Source organism: Microbacterium jepli, assembly GCF_047237905.1.
Classification (GTDB): Bacteria; Actinomycetota; Actinomycetes; order Actinomycetales; family Microbacteriaceae; genus Microbacterium.
The window spans coordinates 601,206-618,439 of sequence record NZ_JBDFLW010000005.1 but is presented as its reverse complement, the minus strand read 5'-3'; the positions used below and the strand labels follow the sequence as shown (position 1 = coordinate 618,439).

At 71.2% G+C, this 17,234-nt stretch carries 13 protein-coding genes; 1 reads left to right on the top strand and 12 read right to left on the bottom strand.

Annotation, left to right across the window (positions count from 1 at the left end):
- Nucleotides 1-76 precede the first annotated feature (76 nt).
- Genes ABC304_RS07115 through ABC304_RS07105 form a run of 3 tightly spaced genes read right to left on the bottom strand, consistent with a single transcriptional unit; the run spans nt 77 to nt 5,486 of the window.
- On the bottom strand, nt 77-1,657 hold the full coding sequence (locus ABC304_RS07115; protein ID WP_412929804.1) for a cation:proton antiporter: 1,581 nt from the start codon (nt 1,655-1,657) through the stop codon (nt 77-79).
- A 38-nt stretch (nt 1,658-1,695) separates the two neighbouring features.
- A complete protein-coding gene (locus ABC304_RS07110) occupies nt 1,696-4,983 on the bottom strand; it encodes an SNF2-related protein (RefSeq protein WP_412929803.1) in 3,288 nt (1,095 codons plus the stop codon).
- Nucleotides 4,984-5,030: 47 nt separating this feature from the next.
- The gene (locus tag ABC304_RS07105) at nt 5,031-5,486 is read right to left on the bottom strand and encodes a PPOX class F420-dependent oxidoreductase (protein ID WP_412929802.1); all 456 of its coding nucleotides are present in this window, start codon (nt 5,484-5,486) and stop codon (nt 5,031-5,033) included.
- Nucleotides 5,487-5,822: 336 nt separating this feature from the next.
- On the opposite strand from ABC304_RS07105, the gene pgi reads away from it, so the two are divergent.
- Nucleotides 5,823-7,505 (top strand): glucose-6-phosphate isomerase, encoded by a 1,683-nt coding sequence (gene pgi / locus ABC304_RS07100; RefSeq protein WP_412929801.1) that lies wholly within the window; start codon nt 5,823-5,825, stop codon nt 7,503-7,505.
- Between the two features lie 66 nt (nt 7,506-7,571).
- On the opposite strand, the gene ABC304_RS07095 is transcribed toward pgi, so the two are convergent.
- The 9 genes from ABC304_RS07095 to ABC304_RS07055 form a co-directional block, all read right to left on the bottom strand.
- The gene (locus tag ABC304_RS07095) at nt 7,572-9,506 is read right to left on the bottom strand and encodes a PfkB family carbohydrate kinase (protein WP_412929800.1); all 1,935 of its coding nucleotides are present in this window, start codon (nt 9,504-9,506) and stop codon (nt 7,572-7,574) included.
- A gap of 181 nt (nt 9,507-9,687) precedes the next feature.
- Nucleotides 9,688-10,497: a Cof-type HAD-IIB family hydrolase gene (locus ABC304_RS07090; protein WP_412929799.1), complete on the bottom strand. Its 810-nt coding sequence runs from the start codon at nt 10,495-10,497 to the stop codon at nt 9,688-9,690.
- 23 nt (nt 10,498-10,520) lie between these two features.
- Nucleotides 10,521-11,786, bottom strand: a complete 1,266-nt coding sequence (locus ABC304_RS07085; protein WP_412929797.1) for a four-carbon acid sugar kinase family protein — start codon at nt 11,784-11,786, stop codon at nt 10,521-10,523.
- Entirely contained in the window at nt 11,783-12,775 is a 993-nt protein-coding gene (locus ABC304_RS07080) for a transketolase family protein (RefSeq protein WP_412929796.1), read from the bottom strand. The genes ABC304_RS07085 and ABC304_RS07080 overlap by 4 nt, the downstream gene beginning before the upstream one ends.
- A complete protein-coding gene (locus ABC304_RS07075) occupies nt 12,772-13,656 on the bottom strand; it encodes a transketolase (RefSeq protein WP_412929795.1) in 885 nt (294 codons plus the stop codon). The genes ABC304_RS07080 and ABC304_RS07075 overlap by 4 nt, the downstream gene beginning before the upstream one ends.
- Before the next feature lie 12 nt (nt 13,657-13,668).
- Nucleotides 13,669-15,018 carry an MFS transporter gene (locus ABC304_RS07070; protein ID WP_412929794.1) on the bottom strand — a complete coding sequence of 450 codons (1,350 nt, stop codon included), beginning with the start codon at nt 15,016-15,018 and terminating at the stop codon, nt 13,669-13,671.
- A 43-nt stretch (nt 15,019-15,061) separates the two neighbouring features.
- Nucleotides 15,062-15,940 (bottom strand): NAD(P)-dependent oxidoreductase, encoded by an 879-nt coding sequence (locus ABC304_RS07065; protein WP_412929793.1) that lies wholly within the window; start codon nt 15,938-15,940, stop codon nt 15,062-15,064.
- Nucleotides 15,941-16,094: 154 nt separating this feature from the next.
- Complete coding sequence (locus ABC304_RS07060; protein WP_412929792.1) at nt 16,095-16,799, bottom strand: FadR/GntR family transcriptional regulator; 705 nt, start codon at nt 16,797-16,799, stop codon at nt 16,095-16,097.
- A 45-nt stretch (nt 16,800-16,844) separates the two neighbouring features.
- Nucleotides 16,845-17,174: a hypothetical protein gene (locus tag ABC304_RS07055; RefSeq protein ID WP_412929791.1), complete on the bottom strand. Its 330-nt coding sequence runs from the start codon at nt 17,172-17,174 to the stop codon at nt 16,845-16,847.
- Between the last annotated feature and the right edge of the window lie 60 nt (nt 17,175-17,234).

Sequence of the window (17,234 nt, the reverse complement as noted above, 5' to 3'; positions counted from 1 at the left end):
GCTCCCATTCTTCCGACGACGCCCCCGCGGCGGAACCGCCTTCAGCATGTGAAAGCGCGGAGGATAGGATGCCGCGTCAGTCGTTCTCGTCGGGCTCGTGCGCGCGCAGCGAGGTCTCCTCGGCGTCGATCGCCTTCAGCGCGCTGACGATCGCGGGCTCCTGATAGCGACCCTCCCGGCGGGCCTGGACCACCGCCGCGCGCTGCGCCGCGAGCATCTGGCGGCGCAGCCGCTGCTGCGACTGGAACTGCTTCCACTGCTCCTCGGGGTCGAAGCCGTCGAGCGTGTCGCCGAGGAAGGCGGCGTCGGTGCGCAGCAGTTCGACGACTCGCGGCTCGTCCTCCGGGGTGACGACCTCGTCGAGACGCTGGACGCCCGCCCGGCGCGCCTCGGCGAGCAGATTCTTGAGCTCGGTGCGCTCCTGCAGGCTGTTGGGCGGTGGCAGGTGCAGGGCGCGGATGATGGCGGGCAGGGCGAGTCCGCCGAGCAGGCTCAGAACCACGACGACGAACGCGAGGAACTGCAGATACTCGCGTGCGGGCGTCTCGGCGGGCAGAAGGAACACCGCCGCGAGGGTGACCACCCCGCGGACGCTCGCCGATGACACGGCGAGGCCGTTGCCCCAGCTCCAGCTGCGCTCGCGCAGTCGCGGCGGACCCCACCGGTAGATCGCGGTGACGGTCATCGTCCACACGAACCGCGAGGCGATGAGCGCGGACATGATGCCGGCGACGATGAGGACCGTCGGCCACAGCCCGGGTCCGGTGCGCACGGCGCCCGCGACGATGCCCGACAGGTTGAGGCCGATGAAGAGGAACACGGCGTTCTCGAGGAGGAACTGGATCGTGCGCCAGTTGAGCCGCGTCGCGACCCGCGCCTCCGCCGAGGCGACGGTCGGGGAGACGAACGACATGTACAGACCCGCGGCGACCACGGCGATGACGCCCGAGCCGCGCAGCGACTGCGCGACCAGGAAGATCGCGAACGGCACGATCAGCACCAGGCTGGTGTCGAGCACCGGCGAGTGCAGTCGGCGCCGCACGGAGGAGATGATCCATGCGGCCCCGAGCCCGACGCCGAGGCCCACGCCCACCGCGAGTGCGAAGTCGAGCGGGATGGACACCGGATTGACGATGCTGACGATGGCGGCGATCGACGTGTTCAGCGCGACGAGCGCGGTCGCGTCGTTGAGGAGGCTCTCTCCCTCGAGGATCGTGACGACCTGCCGCGGCAGCCCCACCTTGCCGGCGATGGCGCTCACCGCCACCGCGTCGGTCGGCGCCACGACGGCGGCGAAGGCGAACGCGGCGGCGAGGGTCACGACGGGGAACAGCAGCCACGTCGCGAACCCCACCGTCACGACGGTGAACGCGACGAGCCCGATGGACAGCAGCAGGATGCTGTCGCGGCGAGCGCGGATGTCGACGATGGAGCTGCGGATCGCCGCGGCGAACAGCAGCGGCGGGAGGATGCCGTAGAGGATCAGGTCGGGCTCCACCGTGATCGCGGGGATGCCCGGCACGTAGGAGATGGCGCCGCCCACGGCCACGAGGGCGACCGGAGCGGAGAATCCGATCCGCCCGACCAGACCGGTCACCGTCACCGTGACGAGCACGAACGCGACCACCCAGGCGATGAGGGCGACGGGATCCTCCATGGAGCCAGTATCCAGCCTGACGGCCGGGCACCGTGGCGTCAGGCGCCCAGCAGGCCCCGGATGTCGTCCGCGTTCAGCGCTTCGCTGAAGACGCCCTCGTCATCGAGCACGGAGGAGACCAGCGCGGCCTTCTTCTCCTTCAGCGCCATGACCTTCTGCTCGATGGTGTCCTCCGACACGAGCCGGTAGACCATCACCTTCCGCTCCTGGCCGATGCGGTGGGTGCGGTCGACGGCCTGTGCCTCGCTCGCGGGGTTCCACCACGGGTCGAGCAGGAAGACGTAGTCGGCCTCGGTGAGGTTCAAGCCGAAGCCGCCGGCCTTGAGGCTGATGAAGAAGACCTGCGCCTCGCCCGACCGGAAGCGGTCGATGACCTCCTCCCGGCGGCGGGTGGTGCCGTCGAGATAGGCGTACGGCGTGCCGCGCTGCTCCACCCGCGCGGCGGCGCGGCGCAGGAACGAGGTGAACTGGCTGAACACCAGCGCCTGGTGCCCCTCCGCGAGCACGTCCTCGAGCTGCTCGAGCAGCGCGTCGAGCTTGGCCGAGGGCACGTCGGCATACGCCTCCGGATCGACGAGCGCAGCATCCAGGCTCATCAGACGCAGCAGGGTCAGCGAGCGATACACCGTGAACCGGTTGCGGTCGAGGTCGGCGACGAGCCCGAGGATCTTCTGCCGCTCGCGCTGCAGGTGCGTGTCGTAGAGGCGTCGGTGCTCCGGATGCAGCGGCACCTCGAGAACCTGCTCCTGCTTCGGCGGCAGCTCCGGGACCACCTGCTCCTTCGTGCGGCGGAGGAGGAACGGACGGATGCGGCGGCGCAGACGCTGCCGCTTCTCCTCGTCTCCCATCACCTCGATCGGGCGCCGGTAGGTCTCGTCGAACGCCCGGCGCGAGGGGAAGAGTCCGGGGGCGGTGAGGGCCAGCAGCGCCCACAGCTCGCCGAGGTTGTTCTCGATCGGGGTGCCGGTGACCGCGAGCCGGAACGGCGCGCGGACGCCCTGCGCGGCCTCGTGCACCTTCGAGGCCGCATTCTTGGCGAACTGCGCCTCGTCGAGGATCAGCCCGGCCCACTCGCGGGAGGCGAACTCCTCCGCGTCGAGGCGCAGGATCGCGTAGGTGGTCAGCACGATGTCCGCGCCGCGGATCCGGTCGGCCAGCCCCCGCCTGCTCTTGCCCCGGGTGCGGTCGATCTGCGCGACCCGCAGTCCCGGCACGAAGCGCGCCGCCTCGCGCGCCCAGTTGGAGACGACCGACGTGGGCGCCACGACCAGGAAGGGCCGCCGCGCGGCATCCGGTCCCTCGTCGGTCTCGACGGCGTGCTGGATGAGCGCGAGCGTCTGGGCCGTCTTGCCGAGGCCCATGTCGTCGGCGAGGATGCCGCCGAGGCGTGCCCGATGCAGGAACGCGAGCCAGCGGAAGCCGGCCACCTGATACGGCCGGAGCTCGCCCTGGAACCCGGCGGGCACCGCGGCTTCGAAGGGGTCGGCGTCCTCCGCGAGTCCCTCGACGGTGCGACGCCACGCGAGCGCCTGCGGGCTCTCGTCGGCGCGGTCCTCGAACTCCGCCATGAGCGTGGCCTGATAGCGGCTGATGCGCGCGCCGGTCTCCCACTCCCGCAGCGTGCCCGCCTCCTCGATCAGCTGCCGGAGCGGGTCGAAGACCGGCTGCTTCAGCGACAGGTAGCTGCTGTCGACGAGCAGGAGTTTCGCGGCGCCCTTCGACAGCGCCTTGAAGAGCGGCCCGAACGGCACGATGCGCCCCTCGACCTGCACCATGACGCCGAGCTCGAACCAGTCGTTGCGCTCCGACTCCACGGTGCGCACCACGAGCGTCGGCGCCTCCTCGATCTCGCGGTAGGCAGGCTGCTCGCCGATCACCTCGACACGCACGCGCTCGAGCCGCTCGATCTCCGGCAGCAGACGGGCGCTGAACTCCGCGGCGTCGAGATGGTGCAGGACGGTGGTCGGACGGAGGGAGCCGTCCGCGGCGAGCGCCGCGGCGCCGGCCGGGTCGGTGGCTAGGAGCTCGGCCGCCCGGGCCGCGGGCGCTCGCTCGGTCGCGGGGTCGAGGAAGGACGCGTCACCCGCGGCGAGGGGCACGCGTCGCTCGCCCGCGAGCTCCCACCGCCAGTCCAGCCGCAGCACGCGGTCGCGCTCGAACCGGGCGGAGAGCACGAGGGTCGCGGGCGGCACCACCGGCGGCTCGAAGGTGCCGTCGGAGCTCAGGATCCGCGCCGTGCGCGCCAGTGCCGGCAGGCCGCGCAGGAATTCGGTGCGGTCGGCCGCCTCGACCGCGACCTCCCGCGGGCGCTCGAGGATCGCGCGCTGTGCGCGGCTCAGCGGCGCCGACAGACGAGCCAGCCGGAGGGTCTTCGCTGCGAAGTCGACGACGTAGACGCCGTGGCCGCCGATCGGGCGCGCGGCTGCCGCATCCACCGCCTCGCCGTCCATCACCACGACAGGCGCCAGGGTGAGCGCATCACCCGTGTCGTGCGCGTCGAACCCGACCGACGCCCCGTCGAGCACCGAGACCGTCGGCAGCACCGTGCCCACGAGCGCGATGCCCAGACCGGGAGCGTCGGCGAGGTGGGCCCACAGCAGGGGCGACTCGAAGACGTCGAGCGCGATCCAGTCGGAGCCGTGCTCCATGGCCCCGAGGGCCGTCGCGCCCTTGAGCGCGGCGAGCTGTCCGAACCACTGCGCCTGCGCGGGGTCGTAGCCGCCGGCCGCACCCTGGAAGCCCACGTTCTGCCACGTGAGGTCGCCCTTGATCCATCCGCCGCGCTGCCCGGAGGTCACCGGACGGACCGCGAGGCGGTCGACGGATGCCGCATCCTTCGCGGGCTCGTCACGGCGCTCCCCCCACCGGCTCCGACCCGCCGTGCGCCGTCGCGGCTCGAACTGCAGCGCAAGAGGGCGCCGCACGCGCGCGATGTCCGGGCCTGCGCCGGGATCGCCGAACGCGGCGAGCAGGCCGCGCCAGCCGGCATCCGCCTCGCTCTCCGCGGTCAGCGCCGCCTTGCCCGCGGCGGCGGCGGCGGTCAGCACCGCCGCGGCGTGCTTGCAGTTGATCGCGATCGGACAGGTGCAGGTGGCGGTCCGCACCAGCGGGCGCGAGGTCGTGGCGTCGGCGAGCGCGATGCGCACCTGATACGGCCGATCGGCGCTGCCCTTCACGAGTCCGGACAGCACCTGTCCGGCCGCCTGGTAGGTGAGGCCGCTCACGCGCCCGCTGTCGGCGTAGGTCTTGCCGCGGCTGAAGGAGAGGGCGCCGACCAGGCGCGCGATCGTGAGCTCCTCGACCTGCGGGAACCAGTCGGCGGACATCCCTCCATCGTCCCACGCGCCACCGACGGCGCGGCGGACGACGGTCGTCAGTCGGTGCCGTCGTCTCCGGCGCCGCGGCGGGTGATGCGGAGGATGACGCGCTCGCCGGGCCGCCGCTGCAGCCGGCGCACGAAGCGCTCGACGGTCAGGAACGCCCGGAACTGGAAGCCGTACTTCTTCCGCAGGGCATCGGTCGCGGATCGTTCCGCCGCGGCGGTGTCGGTGACCACCGCGACCGCCTTCACGAGCGGCGCCCCGGGCTCGACCTTGCCCATCCGGCTGCAGGGCTGCAGCACGACGCGGGCGTTGCGCCGCAGCCGCTTGACCTTGCCGGTCGACCGCTCCGTCGTGACGACGAGCGCGCCGCCGTCGGGCGCGATCCACACGGGCGTGCTCACGACCTCCCCGTTCTTGCGGAAGGTGCCGAGCGAGACGAAGCTCTCCGCGCCCAGACGGGTCCAGTCGGCGTCGGAGGCGGGCGAGGCGTCCTCGTAGGCGGTCATCGTGCAGTCCCTTCGGGATCGGATGCCGGGCGGAAGCCGGCTCGTGGTGAGGAGGCTACGCGGCTGTGACGATGCCGGGCGCGGGCTTGCATCCGGACCTCGGGAGACTCATCTCCGCGTCATCACGAAAAGATAACGACAGGCTCTTGCCGTCGTTACCTCGCCGTTATAGAGTCATCGCCAGGCAGTTGTTTTGCTGTGGCAGCTGCCGACATGTGATTGCAGGACACTCTTGGTGCAAAGGGACAAGGGCCGGTCGGATTCCTCTCCGACCGGCCTTCCTCTTTGCCCGACATCCGCCCTCTCACACCCGCCGCGCGGCGCTAGCGTGGACTCATGAGCGCGCCCATCGACCCCACGTCCACCGCTGCCTGGTCGGAGCTGACCGCGCTGCGCGATTCGCTGCGCCCCGACCTGCGCACCTGGTTCGCACAAGACGCCGGGCGCGTGGAGCGGATGTCTCTGCCGCTCGTCGACCTGCACGTCGACCTGTCGAAGAATCTCGTCACGGATGACGTGCTCGCGGCCCTCGTCCGCCTCGCCGAGCAGACCGGCGTCGCCGAGCGCTTCGCCGAGATGCTGGCCGGCGTACACCTCAACACCTCGGAGGACCGCGCCGTGCTCCACACTGCGCTCCGCCGCCCCGCGGGCGCCTCCCCCGCGCTCGAGGTCGACGGACAGCAGATCGACGATGACGTGCAGGCCGTGCTCGAGAAGCTGTCGACGTTCGCCGACCGCGTGCGCTCGGGCGAGTGGCAGGGCGTCACGGGCAAGAAGGTGACCCACGTCGTCAACATCGGCATCGGCGGCTCCGACCTCGGCCCCGTGATGGTCTACGAGGCGCTGAAGCCCCTCGCCGACGCCGGCATCGAGGCGCGCTTCGTGTCCAACATCGACCCGACCGACATCGCGCAGAAGACGTCGGGACTCGACCCCGAGACGACGCTGTTCATCGTCGCCTCCAAGACGTTCACGACCCTCGAGACCCTTACCAACGCCCGCCTCGCACGCGACTGGCTGTGGGACGGCCTGACCTCCGCGGGCATCATCGACGGGACGGATGCCGCGAAGACCGATGCCGTCGCGCACCACTTCGTCGCCGTGTCGACGGCGCTCGACAAGGTGGAGGCGTTCGGCATCGACCCGACCAACGCGTTCGGCTTCTGGGACTGGGTGGGCGGACGCTACTCCGTCGATTCGGCCATCGGCCTGTCGCTCGCGATCGTCTTCGGACCGTCCGCGTTCCGCGAGCTGCTGGCGGGCTTCCACGCCGTCGACGAGCATGTCGCCTCGACCCCGCTCGCGCAGAACGTCCCCGTCCTCATGGGGCTGCTCAACGTCTGGTACAACAACCTCCTCGGCGCGCAGTCGCACGCCGTCCTGCCGTACGCGCAGCAGCTGAACCGCTTCCCGGCCTATCTGCAGCAGCTCACCATGGAGTCCAACGGCAAGTCCGTGCGCTGGGACGGCAGCCCGGTCACGACCGACACGGGCGAGGTCTTCTGGGGCGAGCCCGGCACCAACGGCCAGCACGCGTTCTACCAGCTGATCCACCAGGGCACGCGCCTCATCCCCGCCGACTTCATCGCCTTCGTCAACCCGGCATACCCGCTGGAGGACGGCGGGCGCGACGTGCACGGACTGTTCCTCGCGAACTTCCTCGCTCAGACGAAGGCGCTGGCGTTCGGCAAGACCGCGGAGGAGGTCGAGGCCGAGGGCACGACCGGTGCCCTCGTCGCCGCGCGCACCTTCCCCGGCAACCGTCCGACGACGTCGATCTTCGCCGCGTCGCTGACGCCCTCGGTGCTCGGCCAGCTCATCGCCCTGTACGAGCACATCACGTTCACGCAGGGCACCGTCTGGGGCATCAACTCGTTCGACCAGTGGGGCGTGGAGCTCGGCAAGCAGCTGGCTCTGCAGATCGCGCCCGCGATCGAGGGCGACGCCGAGGCGCTGGAGTCGCAGGATGCCTCGACCCGCGCACTGCTGGAGTACTACAGCTCCCACCGCTCGTCCTGAGCCGCGGGCGGGTGGCGGTTCGCCCGCACCGATTCGCGGGCGCGTCGGTTCGCGGGCGCCGCCGCGTCAGCGCAGCTCGAGCAGGCGGGCCCGCAGCTTTGGAGCGAACGGCTCGGTGAGCTCGAGCACGACCTCCACGCTGCGGCCGGAGGGCACCGGGTGCCCGCGGTACATGCCGCGGAAGTCGCAGATCGTCTGCCCCCGCCCGGGGCCGTCGGTCGTGTCGACGACCACCCGCACGCGCGGCGCGAGCGCCGTGCGCACACCGCCCGCCGCGAGCGCCGCGGCGAGCGGGTCGTGTAGCGCGACATCCGGGGCTCCGAAGATCGGCGTGTAGAACTCCTCGTACAGCGCCAGCATCTCGCCGATCGCGCGCGTGGCGGCGCCGGGGGCCGCCGAGAGCGCGGCGCGATCGGCCGACGTGAAGCGGTTCTGCATCGTCACGTCGAGGGGCACCAGCACGACCGGCCAGCCGGCCTCGAGCACGACCTGCGCGGCCTCGGGGTCATGGAAGATGTTCGCCTCACCGGTCGGCGTGATGTTGCCGGGCACCAGTGCGGCGCCGCCCATCACCCACACCCCGTCGACCAGGCCAGCGATCGCCGGATCCCGCTCGAGGGCGATAGCGAGGTTCGTTAGCGGACCGATCGCGACCACGCGCAGCCGGCCCGCGTGCTCGTGCGCCAGCCGGATGAGCAGGTCGGCGGCATCCCCCGATACCGGCTCGTCGGGGCTGCGGTCGAGGACCACGCCACCGATGCCGTTGTCGCCGTGGACGTGCGGCGCCCCGCCCGCATAGGGTGCGGCGAGCGGATCGGAGGCGCCGACCGCGACCGGGATGCCGCGGCCCGCGGTCAGCGCGAGCAGATCGAGCACGTTGCGCGCGGCCTGCGGGGCGTCCAGGTTGCCGTGCACCGAACCGACACCCACGACCTCCACGCCGGGGTGCGCCAGCAGGTAGCCGAGCGCCAGCGCATCGTCGATGCCGAGGTCCGTGTCGAGGTAGACGGGAGCCGGAATCAGGTCGGGCGCCCGCTCGACGGGCTGCGGCGCAGCATCCGGAACCGACGCCTCGCCCGCGAGCGCCGCCTCGATCTCGTCACGGGAGGGCATGGATGCTGCGGCCCCCTCACGCGTGACGGCGATGGCCGCCGCGGCGGTCGCCGCCTCCAGCGCCTCCTCGAGATCGGCGCCGCGGGCGAGCCAGGCCACCAGCGCTCCGACGAAGGTGTCGCCCGCGCCGGTCGTGTCGACCGCGTCGACGCGGCGCGCGCCCACCCGGTGCACGATCTCGCCGCCGCAGGCGACGATCGCCCCGCGCTCACCGAGGGTGACGACGGCGAGTCCGGTGCCGTCGCCTCCCGACGCGCGCCCGCTGAGGGCCCGCGCCGATGCGTCGGCATCGTGGTCGACGAGCCCGGACAGCAACGCCGCCTCCCCCTCGTTGGGCACGACGATGTCGGCCAGCGGGATCAGCGCGGCAGCGTCCGCCGTCGCCGGCGCCGGGGTCAGCACGGTGCGCACACCCCTCTCGCGCGCGGCCTCCAGCGCCCGGCGCACGAGGGGCAGCGGACGCTCGAGCTGGACGACGAGGAACTGCGCGCGGGCGATGGCCGCGGCATCCGTCTCCGTCAGCTCGTCGTCGCCGTTCGCGCCCGGGACGACGACGATCGAGTTCTCGCCGTCGTCGGTCACACTGATCGCCGCGATGCCGGTCGACGCGCGGTCGGCGGGCTCGGTGATCACGCGGACGCCGGACGCGTCGATGCCGGCCTCGTCGAGCACGCGGGTCAGGCGCGCGCCGAAGTCGTCGGCGCCGACGCATCCGATGAAGGCGACGTCCGCGCCGGCACGCGCGGCGGCGACGGCCTGATTGAGGCCCTTGCCGCCGGGGCCGGTCGCGAACGAGGAGCCCGACATGGTCTCGCCGGGGCGCGCCGGGCGCGGCTGGCGCACGACGAGGTCCATGTTGGCGCTGCCGAGGACGACGATTCCACTCATCCTCCGACCGTATCGCGGGCCCGCCGCGACGCCGGATCGTCCCGCGTGGCACGCGGCGGGCGCTCACCCTCGCCCACCGTGCACAACCCAGGCAGATCGCCTCGACACGCGGCGGCCAACGACCCGAAGGTCGCCTCGGGCCTACTTCTGCCTGCGCTGTGCACGCGGCGCGGGCCCGCGCTCAGCCGCCGAAGACGAGTTCCTCGAGCGTCGTGATCACCCCGTGGTCGACGTTCGACGGCGCGCGGTGGCGCGCACGGGCCACGACGTCCGGGTGGGCGTCGGCCATCGCGAACGACCAGTCCGCGGCATCCAGCATCTCGAGGTCATTCAGGAAGTCGCCGAACGCCGCGGTCTGCGAGCGGTCGATGCCGAGGTCCTCCTGGAGGCGGCGGAGGGCGACGCCCTTGTCGACGCCGCGGTTCATGATGTCGACCCAGTGCTGACCCGATACCACGACCTGATGCGTGCGGGCGATGTCGGCGAGCGCCGGACCCACGCTGTGCTCGGCGACGTCGAAGTCGTACACCGCGAGCTTCAGCACCTCGTCGTCGACCGCGAGCAGATCGTCGACCACCTCAAGTGCCGCGTAGTACGTGTCCGCCTCGGTGTGGAATGCGGCATCCGTCCGCTCGATGTACGCCGAGCGACGCCCGCACACGACCACGCCGAGGTCGAACCCGTCGGCCGCGAGCGCCCGCAGCGTCGTGACCGCCGTGCGGACCGTCGCCGCGTCGAGGGCGTCGATCGCGATGAGGCGGGACCCGTCCACGACGTGCGTGCCGTTCTCGGCGATGAACGTCATGTCGGCGGCCGCGTCGCCGAACGAGCGCCGCAGGGTGGCGAGCTGCCGACCCGACGCGGGCACGAAGGTCACCCCGCGCTCGGCGAGGCGCGGCAGCAGCGGCCAGAGCGTGTCGGGGATGCGGCCGTCGCCGTCGAGGAGGGTGCCGTCCATGTCGACGGCGACGAGACGGATGTCAGGGCTCACCCCTCCATCCTCCCCGACCCACGTCACGCAGCGTGCCGCGCCGGCTCGGGGGCCCGGACGGCGTCGAGCACGTCGACGATCGTCGACGAGTCCCCCACGTTGCCGGGCACCACGACGTAGAGCACCTCGACGCCCTCGGGCGTGACAAGCGACCAGACCGATACACCGGGGAGCACCTGGCCGACGACCACCGCCCGGTCGGCGCCGAGCCCGACGCGCGCAACGTCGGCCGACGTGATGCCGCCCTTGGACACGACGACCGGAGTGTGCGCGCGCACCGCCCGCACCGCGCCCGTCAACGCGGCCATGACCTGCTCGCCATGCGCGAGGGTGTCGTGGTCGTCGCGCCGGTCGCGCGCCGACGCGAACGCGGCGAAGGCGTCGCGACGCAGGGACTCGAGGAGAGCGCTGGACAGTCGCGCGGCCTCCGCGGCCGCGTCGGCCATGGCGGCGTCGGTGTCGATCTCCACCGGAGCGCCCCAGCGTTCGGCAACCGCCCCCAGCTGCCGGGTCGCCCCGGCGGTGTGCGATCCGCAGACCAGCAGCGTCGGCCGCGGATCAGCGACCAGGGGGCGGCGAAGCAGGCCGGTGCTCTCGACCCCGGCGAGGGCGGCGGCGAGCGGCGAGCCCGACCGGACCACGACGTGCGCGCCGGTGGCCCAGGCGGCGCGCACGCCGTCGGAGATGATCCGGATGTCATCGTCGGTGACGGCGTCGGGCACGATCACCGTGCCCGGCTCGATCTCCGCGACGATCGTCGCGAGCGCGCCGATGCGAACCTCGTCGAGGCTCACGGGGCGCACGAGACGGTCGGTGCGGGCGCGGACGTAGTCGGGAAGGTAGCTCGTCTCGAAAGGGAAGACGGGGTCCTTCGAGAACTCGGTGTCTCGCGCCGCGTGCTCCACTCCCTCGATGCGCACGTAGTGCTCACCGCCGCGGGTCGTGCGACCGCCCTGCGGAAAGGCCGGAACGAAGACGATCACGTCGTCGGGCCCTGCGAAGACCTCCGTCTCGGGGAAGACGTGACCGCGCAGCGTCGAGTCCCCGCGCAGCACGACGTGCACGGGCTCGCCCAGAGCCCGCTCGACGACGCGAACGTCGTCGCGCACCGACTCGAGCAGCGCGACGGCGGCTTCCTCGTCGACGGCACGCGTGTTGGTGAGGAGATACGCGGCATCCCGCTTCCGGAGCACGTCGGTGATCCTCTCCGCGTCCCATCGCAGGAGGACGACGGCATCGGTGGCCGACTGCGTCCCGGTCGGGTCGTCGTCGAGGATGAGGACCTTCACGCCAGCTCCCGGAGGACCTTCTCGACGATGGCGTCGGTCGACAGTCCGTAGCGCTCGTGGAGGGTCGGGAGGGCGCCCGCGTCGAGGAACGCGTCGGGAAGGCCGATCGGCACGACCCGCCGCGAAACACCCCGTCGCACCAGCGCGGACGCGACGGTCTCGAATAGCCCGCCGATGACGGTGTGGTTCTCGAGGGTGACGGCGAGACGCGGGGTGTCGATCTCGCGCACGACGGTGTCCTCGTCGAACGGCTTGATGGTCGGCGCGTGCACGACGCAGACGTCGACCTTGTGCGCCGCCAGCCGTTCGGCCGCCTGCAGCGCCCGCATGGTCATCAGGCCACTCGAGACGAAGACGACGTCGGCGCCGGGACGCACCACCTTCGCCTTGCCGAGCTCGAACGAGTAGTCGTACTCGTCGAGCACGGTCGGCACGTTGCCGCGCAGCAGGCGCAGGTAGGTCGGGCCCGCGGACTCAGCGAGCTGGGGCACGGCCTGCTCGAGGTCGACCGAGTCGCAGGGGTCGACGATGGTGAGGTTGGGCATGCCGCGGAAGATCGCCATGTCCTCCGTCGCCTGGTGACTCGGGCCGTAGCCGGTCGTCAGCCCGGGAAGCCCGCCCACGATGTTGACGTTGAGACCGGGTTCGGCGATGTCGAGGCAGATGAAGTCGTACGCACGACGCGCGGCGAACACCGAGTAGGTCGAGGCGAACGGGACGAGGCCCACTTCGGCCATGCCGGCGGCCGCGCCGAACAGCAGCTGCTCGGCCATGCCGATCTGGAAGAACCGGTCAGGGTGCGCATCACGGAAGATGTGCATGTCGGTGTACTTCGCCAGGTCGGCGCTCAGGCCGACCACTCGCTCGTCGGTCTCGGCCAGTCGGGCGAGCGCGTGCCCGAAGGGCGCGGATGCGGTCCGCTGTCCGGGGTCGGCGAACGAGGCGATCATCGCCGATGTCTTGAGCTTCGGTCGTGCCGTCACGCTCATCGGGCCGCTCCTTCGTATCGCGCGATCAGCTGATCGCGGCAGATCTGCCACTCGTGCTCCTCGATGCGCATGAAGTGGTTCTTCTCGCGCTGCTCGAGCAGCTCCACGCCCTTGCCGACCACCGTGTCGCACACCAGCACACTCGGCGGTCCGACCGGATCACGGCGCCCCACCTGGTCGAACGCCTGCAGAACGGCGCGCGGGTCATTGCCGTCGACGCGCATCGCGTTCCAGCCGAATGAGGCCCACTTCGCCTCGACCGGCTCGATCGACATCACGTTCGCGGTCGGGCCGTCCGCCTGCAGCGCGTTCATGTCGACGAGGGCGATGAGGTTTCCCAGGCGATGGGATGCTGCGCCCATCGCCGCCTCCCACGTCGATCCCTCATTCAGCTCGCCGTCCGACAGGAAGTTGATGATGCGGGAATCGCGCCCGAGGTGGCGCTGGCCGAGAGCCATGCCCACCGCAACGGTGAGGCCGTGCCCGAGCGATCCTCCCGAGATCTCCATGCCCGGCGTATAGCTGGCCATGCCGGACATGGGCAGTCTCGAGTCATCGGAGCCGTACGACTCGAGTTCTTCCATCGGCACGATGCCGGCCTCGGCGAGCGCCGCGTACAGGCCGATCGCGTAGTGCCCGGTCGACAGGAGGAAGCGGTCCCGCTCGTCCCAATGGGGGTCGTCCGCGCGGTAGCGCAGCTGATCGACATACACGGCGGCGAGCATGTCGGCGGCACCCAGCGCCTGCCCGACGTACCCCTGCCCCTGCACTTCTCCCATGGCGAGGGCGTTCAGCCGGATGCGCTGCGCCGCCTCCCGTACCCGCCGGGTCCGGTCATCCAGTGTTCCGCGGTCGATGACGGCGGTGGCCAGGTCAGTCATTGTGCCTCCAGGTCAGCGCACAGCGCCGGCGGTCGGGATGAGCGGGCTTTGGTCGGCGTCGGTGAAGCCCACCTTCACCGGCGCCGTCTCGCGGGTGAACAGGGCGGTCACCGTCGAGATGACGCCGAGGAGCACGAAGAGCAGAGCGGGTCCGATCCAGCCGGCCCCGGCGTAGAGCGCCGTCGCGACGAACGGCAGGGTGCCGGCGACGATGGACGCGAGGTTGTAGCCCAGCGAGATGCCCGACGAGCGGACGTCGCGCGAGAACAGCTCGGAGAACCAGCTCGACTCCACGGCGAAGATCGGGTCGTGGCTGAACAGGAGGCTGATGGCGACGGCGACGATGATCATGAGGACCGCACCGGTGTTGATGAGCAGGAACATGGGGATGCCCAGCAGGATCGTGACGATCGAGCCGATGAGGAAGACGCGCTTCCGGCCGACCCGGTCGCTGAGGGCGCCGTAGAGCAGGTGTGAGCCCAGACCCAGGAAAGATCCGATCAGGGTGCCCCACAGGACGTACTGCGACTCGCTGACCGAGGCGAGCACCACGTAGGACAGCACGAAGCTCGTCGTGATGTAGTAGCCGCCGGTCTCGGCCAGACGCAGGCCGACGACGCGCAGGACCAGGCGCCAGTCGCGACGGAACATGACCAGCACGGGCTGCTTGTGGATCTCGTCGTTCGCCTTCATTTTCTCGAAGTCGGGGGATTCCTTGATGCCGATGCGGATCCAGAGCCCGATCACGACCATGACGATGGACAGCAGGAACGGCACGCGCCATTTCCAGTCCCCCTCGAGCAGGCTGTTGCTCAGAAGGAACGTCCCGTTGGCCAGCAGCAGGCCGGCGGGGATGCCGATCTGCGGGATCGCACCGAAGAAGCCGCGACGCTTCTCGGGAGCGTGCTCGACGGCCATCAGGACCGCGCCGCCCCACTCGGCGCCGAAGCCGATGCCCTGGATCGCGCGGAGTGTGATGAGGAGGACCGGTGCCATGACGCCGATCTGGGCGTACGTGGGGAGGAAGCCGACGAGGAAGGTCGCGATACCCATGATGAGCAGCGAGGCGATGAGGATGGTCTTGCGCCCGATGCGGTCGCCGAAGTGGCCGGCGAGCCAGCCACCGATCGGACGGAAGAAGAAACCGACCGCCAGCACCGCGAACGACTGGAGGACGCCGACGATGGGGTTCTCCGAGTGGAAGAAGACGGTGCCGAAATAGGCGGCGGCGGCCGTGCCGTAGATGAAGAAGTCGTAGGCCTCGACGGCGGTGCCGATCATCGAGGCGACGGACACCTTGGCGGGATTGTCTGCCAGGGACTTCTTCGAGCGGCTCGGCCGCGCTTCGTCGATGCGGGTCATGATGTGTTCCTCCTTGAACGGGGTGAGCGGGCGAGGGTGGTGATCAGGGGGCGGAGGTGCGGTAGGTCTCGATGACGCGCGAGTCGTCGCGCGTGCCGAGTCCGGCGGCCTGGGCTGCCAGGAAGCGCGCGCGCGCCGCGTCGAGGACGGGCGTGGAGGTGCCGGCGGCTCGGGCTGCGTCGGCGACGAGGCCGGAGTCCTTCACGAAGATGTTGATCTGGCTGGTGACCTCGACGTCTGTGCCCTCGAGCATGCGCGGGCCGCGGTCCGAGAGCATCCAGGAGCCGGCCGCGCCGGACTCCAGGAGCGGCAGGACGTCGGCCGGATCCAGACCGAGGTCGCCGGCGAGCGCGAGCGCCTCGGCGGCGGCCACGATGTGGACAGAGCACAGGTGCTGGTTGACGACCTTGATCGCCTGGCCGGCTCCGAGGTCCTCCCCCACGACGCGGACCGTACCGAGGTGCGACAGCGCCGGCTGCACAGCCGCGACGGCGCCGGCGGGCCCCGAGGCGAAGATGGTGAGAGTACCGGTCCTGGCGCGGGCGACGCCGCCGGTGACGGGCGCGTCCACGACGGCCGCACCAGCCGTTCGGAGGCGCTCGCCGGCGGCGATGACGGCGTCAGGGCCGACCGTGCTCATGACGACCCACGTGCGACCCGAGATCGCGTCCGCCGCCTCGGCCTGATCGATCAGCGTCTCCAGCTGGTCAGGGGTCGCGACCATCACCACGACGAGCTCCCCTCGACCGGCGTCGGCGATGGTCTCGGCGGCGGCGAGACCGAGGCCCTCGGCGCGCTCACGCGCAGCGGGGAAAGGATCGACTCCGGTCACGCGGTGACCGCCGGCGGCGAGACGCTGCGCCATCGGGAGTCCGATGGCACCGATCCCGACGAATACGACGTCGAGGACAGAGTCGTTCATGAGCGGGTGACCTCCATTGGTGCCGCGGTGATGCGGTGGTGCGGATCATCGAGCGAGGATTGGTTGGACCAATACCGTTCGAGGATAGAACCATCGCACGCCGGTGTCAACGATTGGTCTAACCAATCGTTGAGTGGAGGAGGGCGGCGACGCGTCAGCGCGCAGCGGGAATGCCGAGTGCGGCCCAGTTCTCGAAGTGAGCCCGCATGGCCTGACGCGCGGCCTCGGGGTTGTGGGCCTCGATGGCCTCGACGATGGCGTAGTGCACGCTGTCGGTGCGGCGCACGCCGTCTTCGTCGGGGACCTCGACGGCCACGGCCTCCAGCCGGCGGAAGCGGATCGCCTCGCGCAGCACGTGGGCGAGTCCGTCGTGCATGAGGTGCAGGACGGGGTTGTCCACCATCGCCTGGAGGCGGCGATGGAACGCCACATCGGCCTCGAACGCCGCCTCGTGGTCTCCGGCGCGCGTCGCGGAGATCATGGTGTCGACCTGCGCGCGGAGGAGCGCGACATCCTCCTCCGTGGCCCGGGCCGCCGCCGCCTCGGCGACCGCCTCCTCGAGCAGCACGCGTGACTCGGCGAACTGACCGTCGGTGAGGTAGCCCAGCTCCCGGGCGATCGTGAAGTAGGTGCGCACGAAATCGTCTGACGGCCGGTCGAGGTACGTGCCCCGTCCCTGGGTGCGGTGGAGGAATCCCAGGCGCTCCAGCACGGAGAGCTGCTCGCGCAGTGCCCCGCGACTCATGCCGAGCGCATCACCGAGCTCGCGTTCCGGGGGGAGGCGCCGCGCTCCCGTCCCGGGCTCGACCGTCGTCAGCGCGAGCAGCTGCGAGACGAGGTGCTCCAGGGGATCCGCCACGACGACTCCGATTGGTAGGGCCTTTCGACCATCGTATCGATCCCGTTACACCTCGCCGTTGCGAGGGTCGCGCACCGTCCACCCGACGCGCTCGAGTGCCGCGCGCAGCGTCGATGCCGCCGCGCGGGCGACCTCGGGCGACGCGTCCGAGCAGACGTCGACGGCGAGCGGCGGCGGGTCGCCGAAGCGCGGGATCTGCACCTCGGCCCACGCGTTCGGCGCGACGCTGACCCGCGGCCAGGCGGTGCCGGCGTTGTCGATCTGCCCGTCCGAGACGAACGCGATCACTTCCAGCGCGTCGAGCTTCGCGATCGGGAGGTCGACCACCAGGGTGACCACGAACGGACCGCTCGCGGTGTCGCGGTAGTGGGCCATGACCCCAGTTTCCCAGCCCCGGAAAGCGATGGAGCCGCTCAGGGCGAATCGATCTCGATG

Coding starts and splice junctions, on each gene's coding strand:
- ABC304_RS07115 (WP_412929804.1), bottom strand. CDS start 1,657: ATGGAGGATCCCGTCGCCCTCATCGCCTGGGTGGTCGCGTTCGTGCTC.
- ABC304_RS07110 (WP_412929803.1), bottom strand. CDS start 4,983: ATGTCCGCCGACTGGTTCCCGCAGGTCGAGGAGCTCACGATCGCGCGC.
- ABC304_RS07105 (WP_412929802.1), bottom strand. CDS start 5,486: ATGACCGCCTACGAGGACGCCTCGCCCGCCTCCGACGCCGACTGGACC.
- pgi (WP_412929801.1), top strand. CDS start 5,823: ATGAGCGCGCCCATCGACCCCACGTCCACCGCTGCCTGGTCGGAGCTG.
- ABC304_RS07095 (WP_412929800.1), bottom strand. CDS start 9,506: ATGAGTGGAATCGTCGTCCTCGGCAGCGCCAACATGGACCTCGTCGTG.
- ABC304_RS07080 (WP_412929796.1), bottom strand. CDS start 12,775: ATGAGCGTGACGGCACGACCGAAGCTCAAGACATCGGCGATGATCGCC.
- ABC304_RS07075 (WP_412929795.1), bottom strand. CDS start 13,656: ATGACTGACCTGGCCACCGCCGTCATCGACCGCGGAACACTGGATGAC.
- ABC304_RS07070 (WP_412929794.1), bottom strand. CDS start 15,018: ATGACCCGCATCGACGAAGCGCGGCCGAGCCGCTCGAAGAAGTCCCTG.
- ABC304_RS07065 (WP_412929793.1), bottom strand. CDS start 15,940: ATGAACGACTCTGTCCTCGACGTCGTATTCGTCGGGATCGGTGCCATC.
- ABC304_RS07055 (WP_412929791.1), bottom strand. CDS start 17,174: ATGGCCCACTACCGCGACACCGCGAGCGGTCCGTTCGTGGTCACCCTG.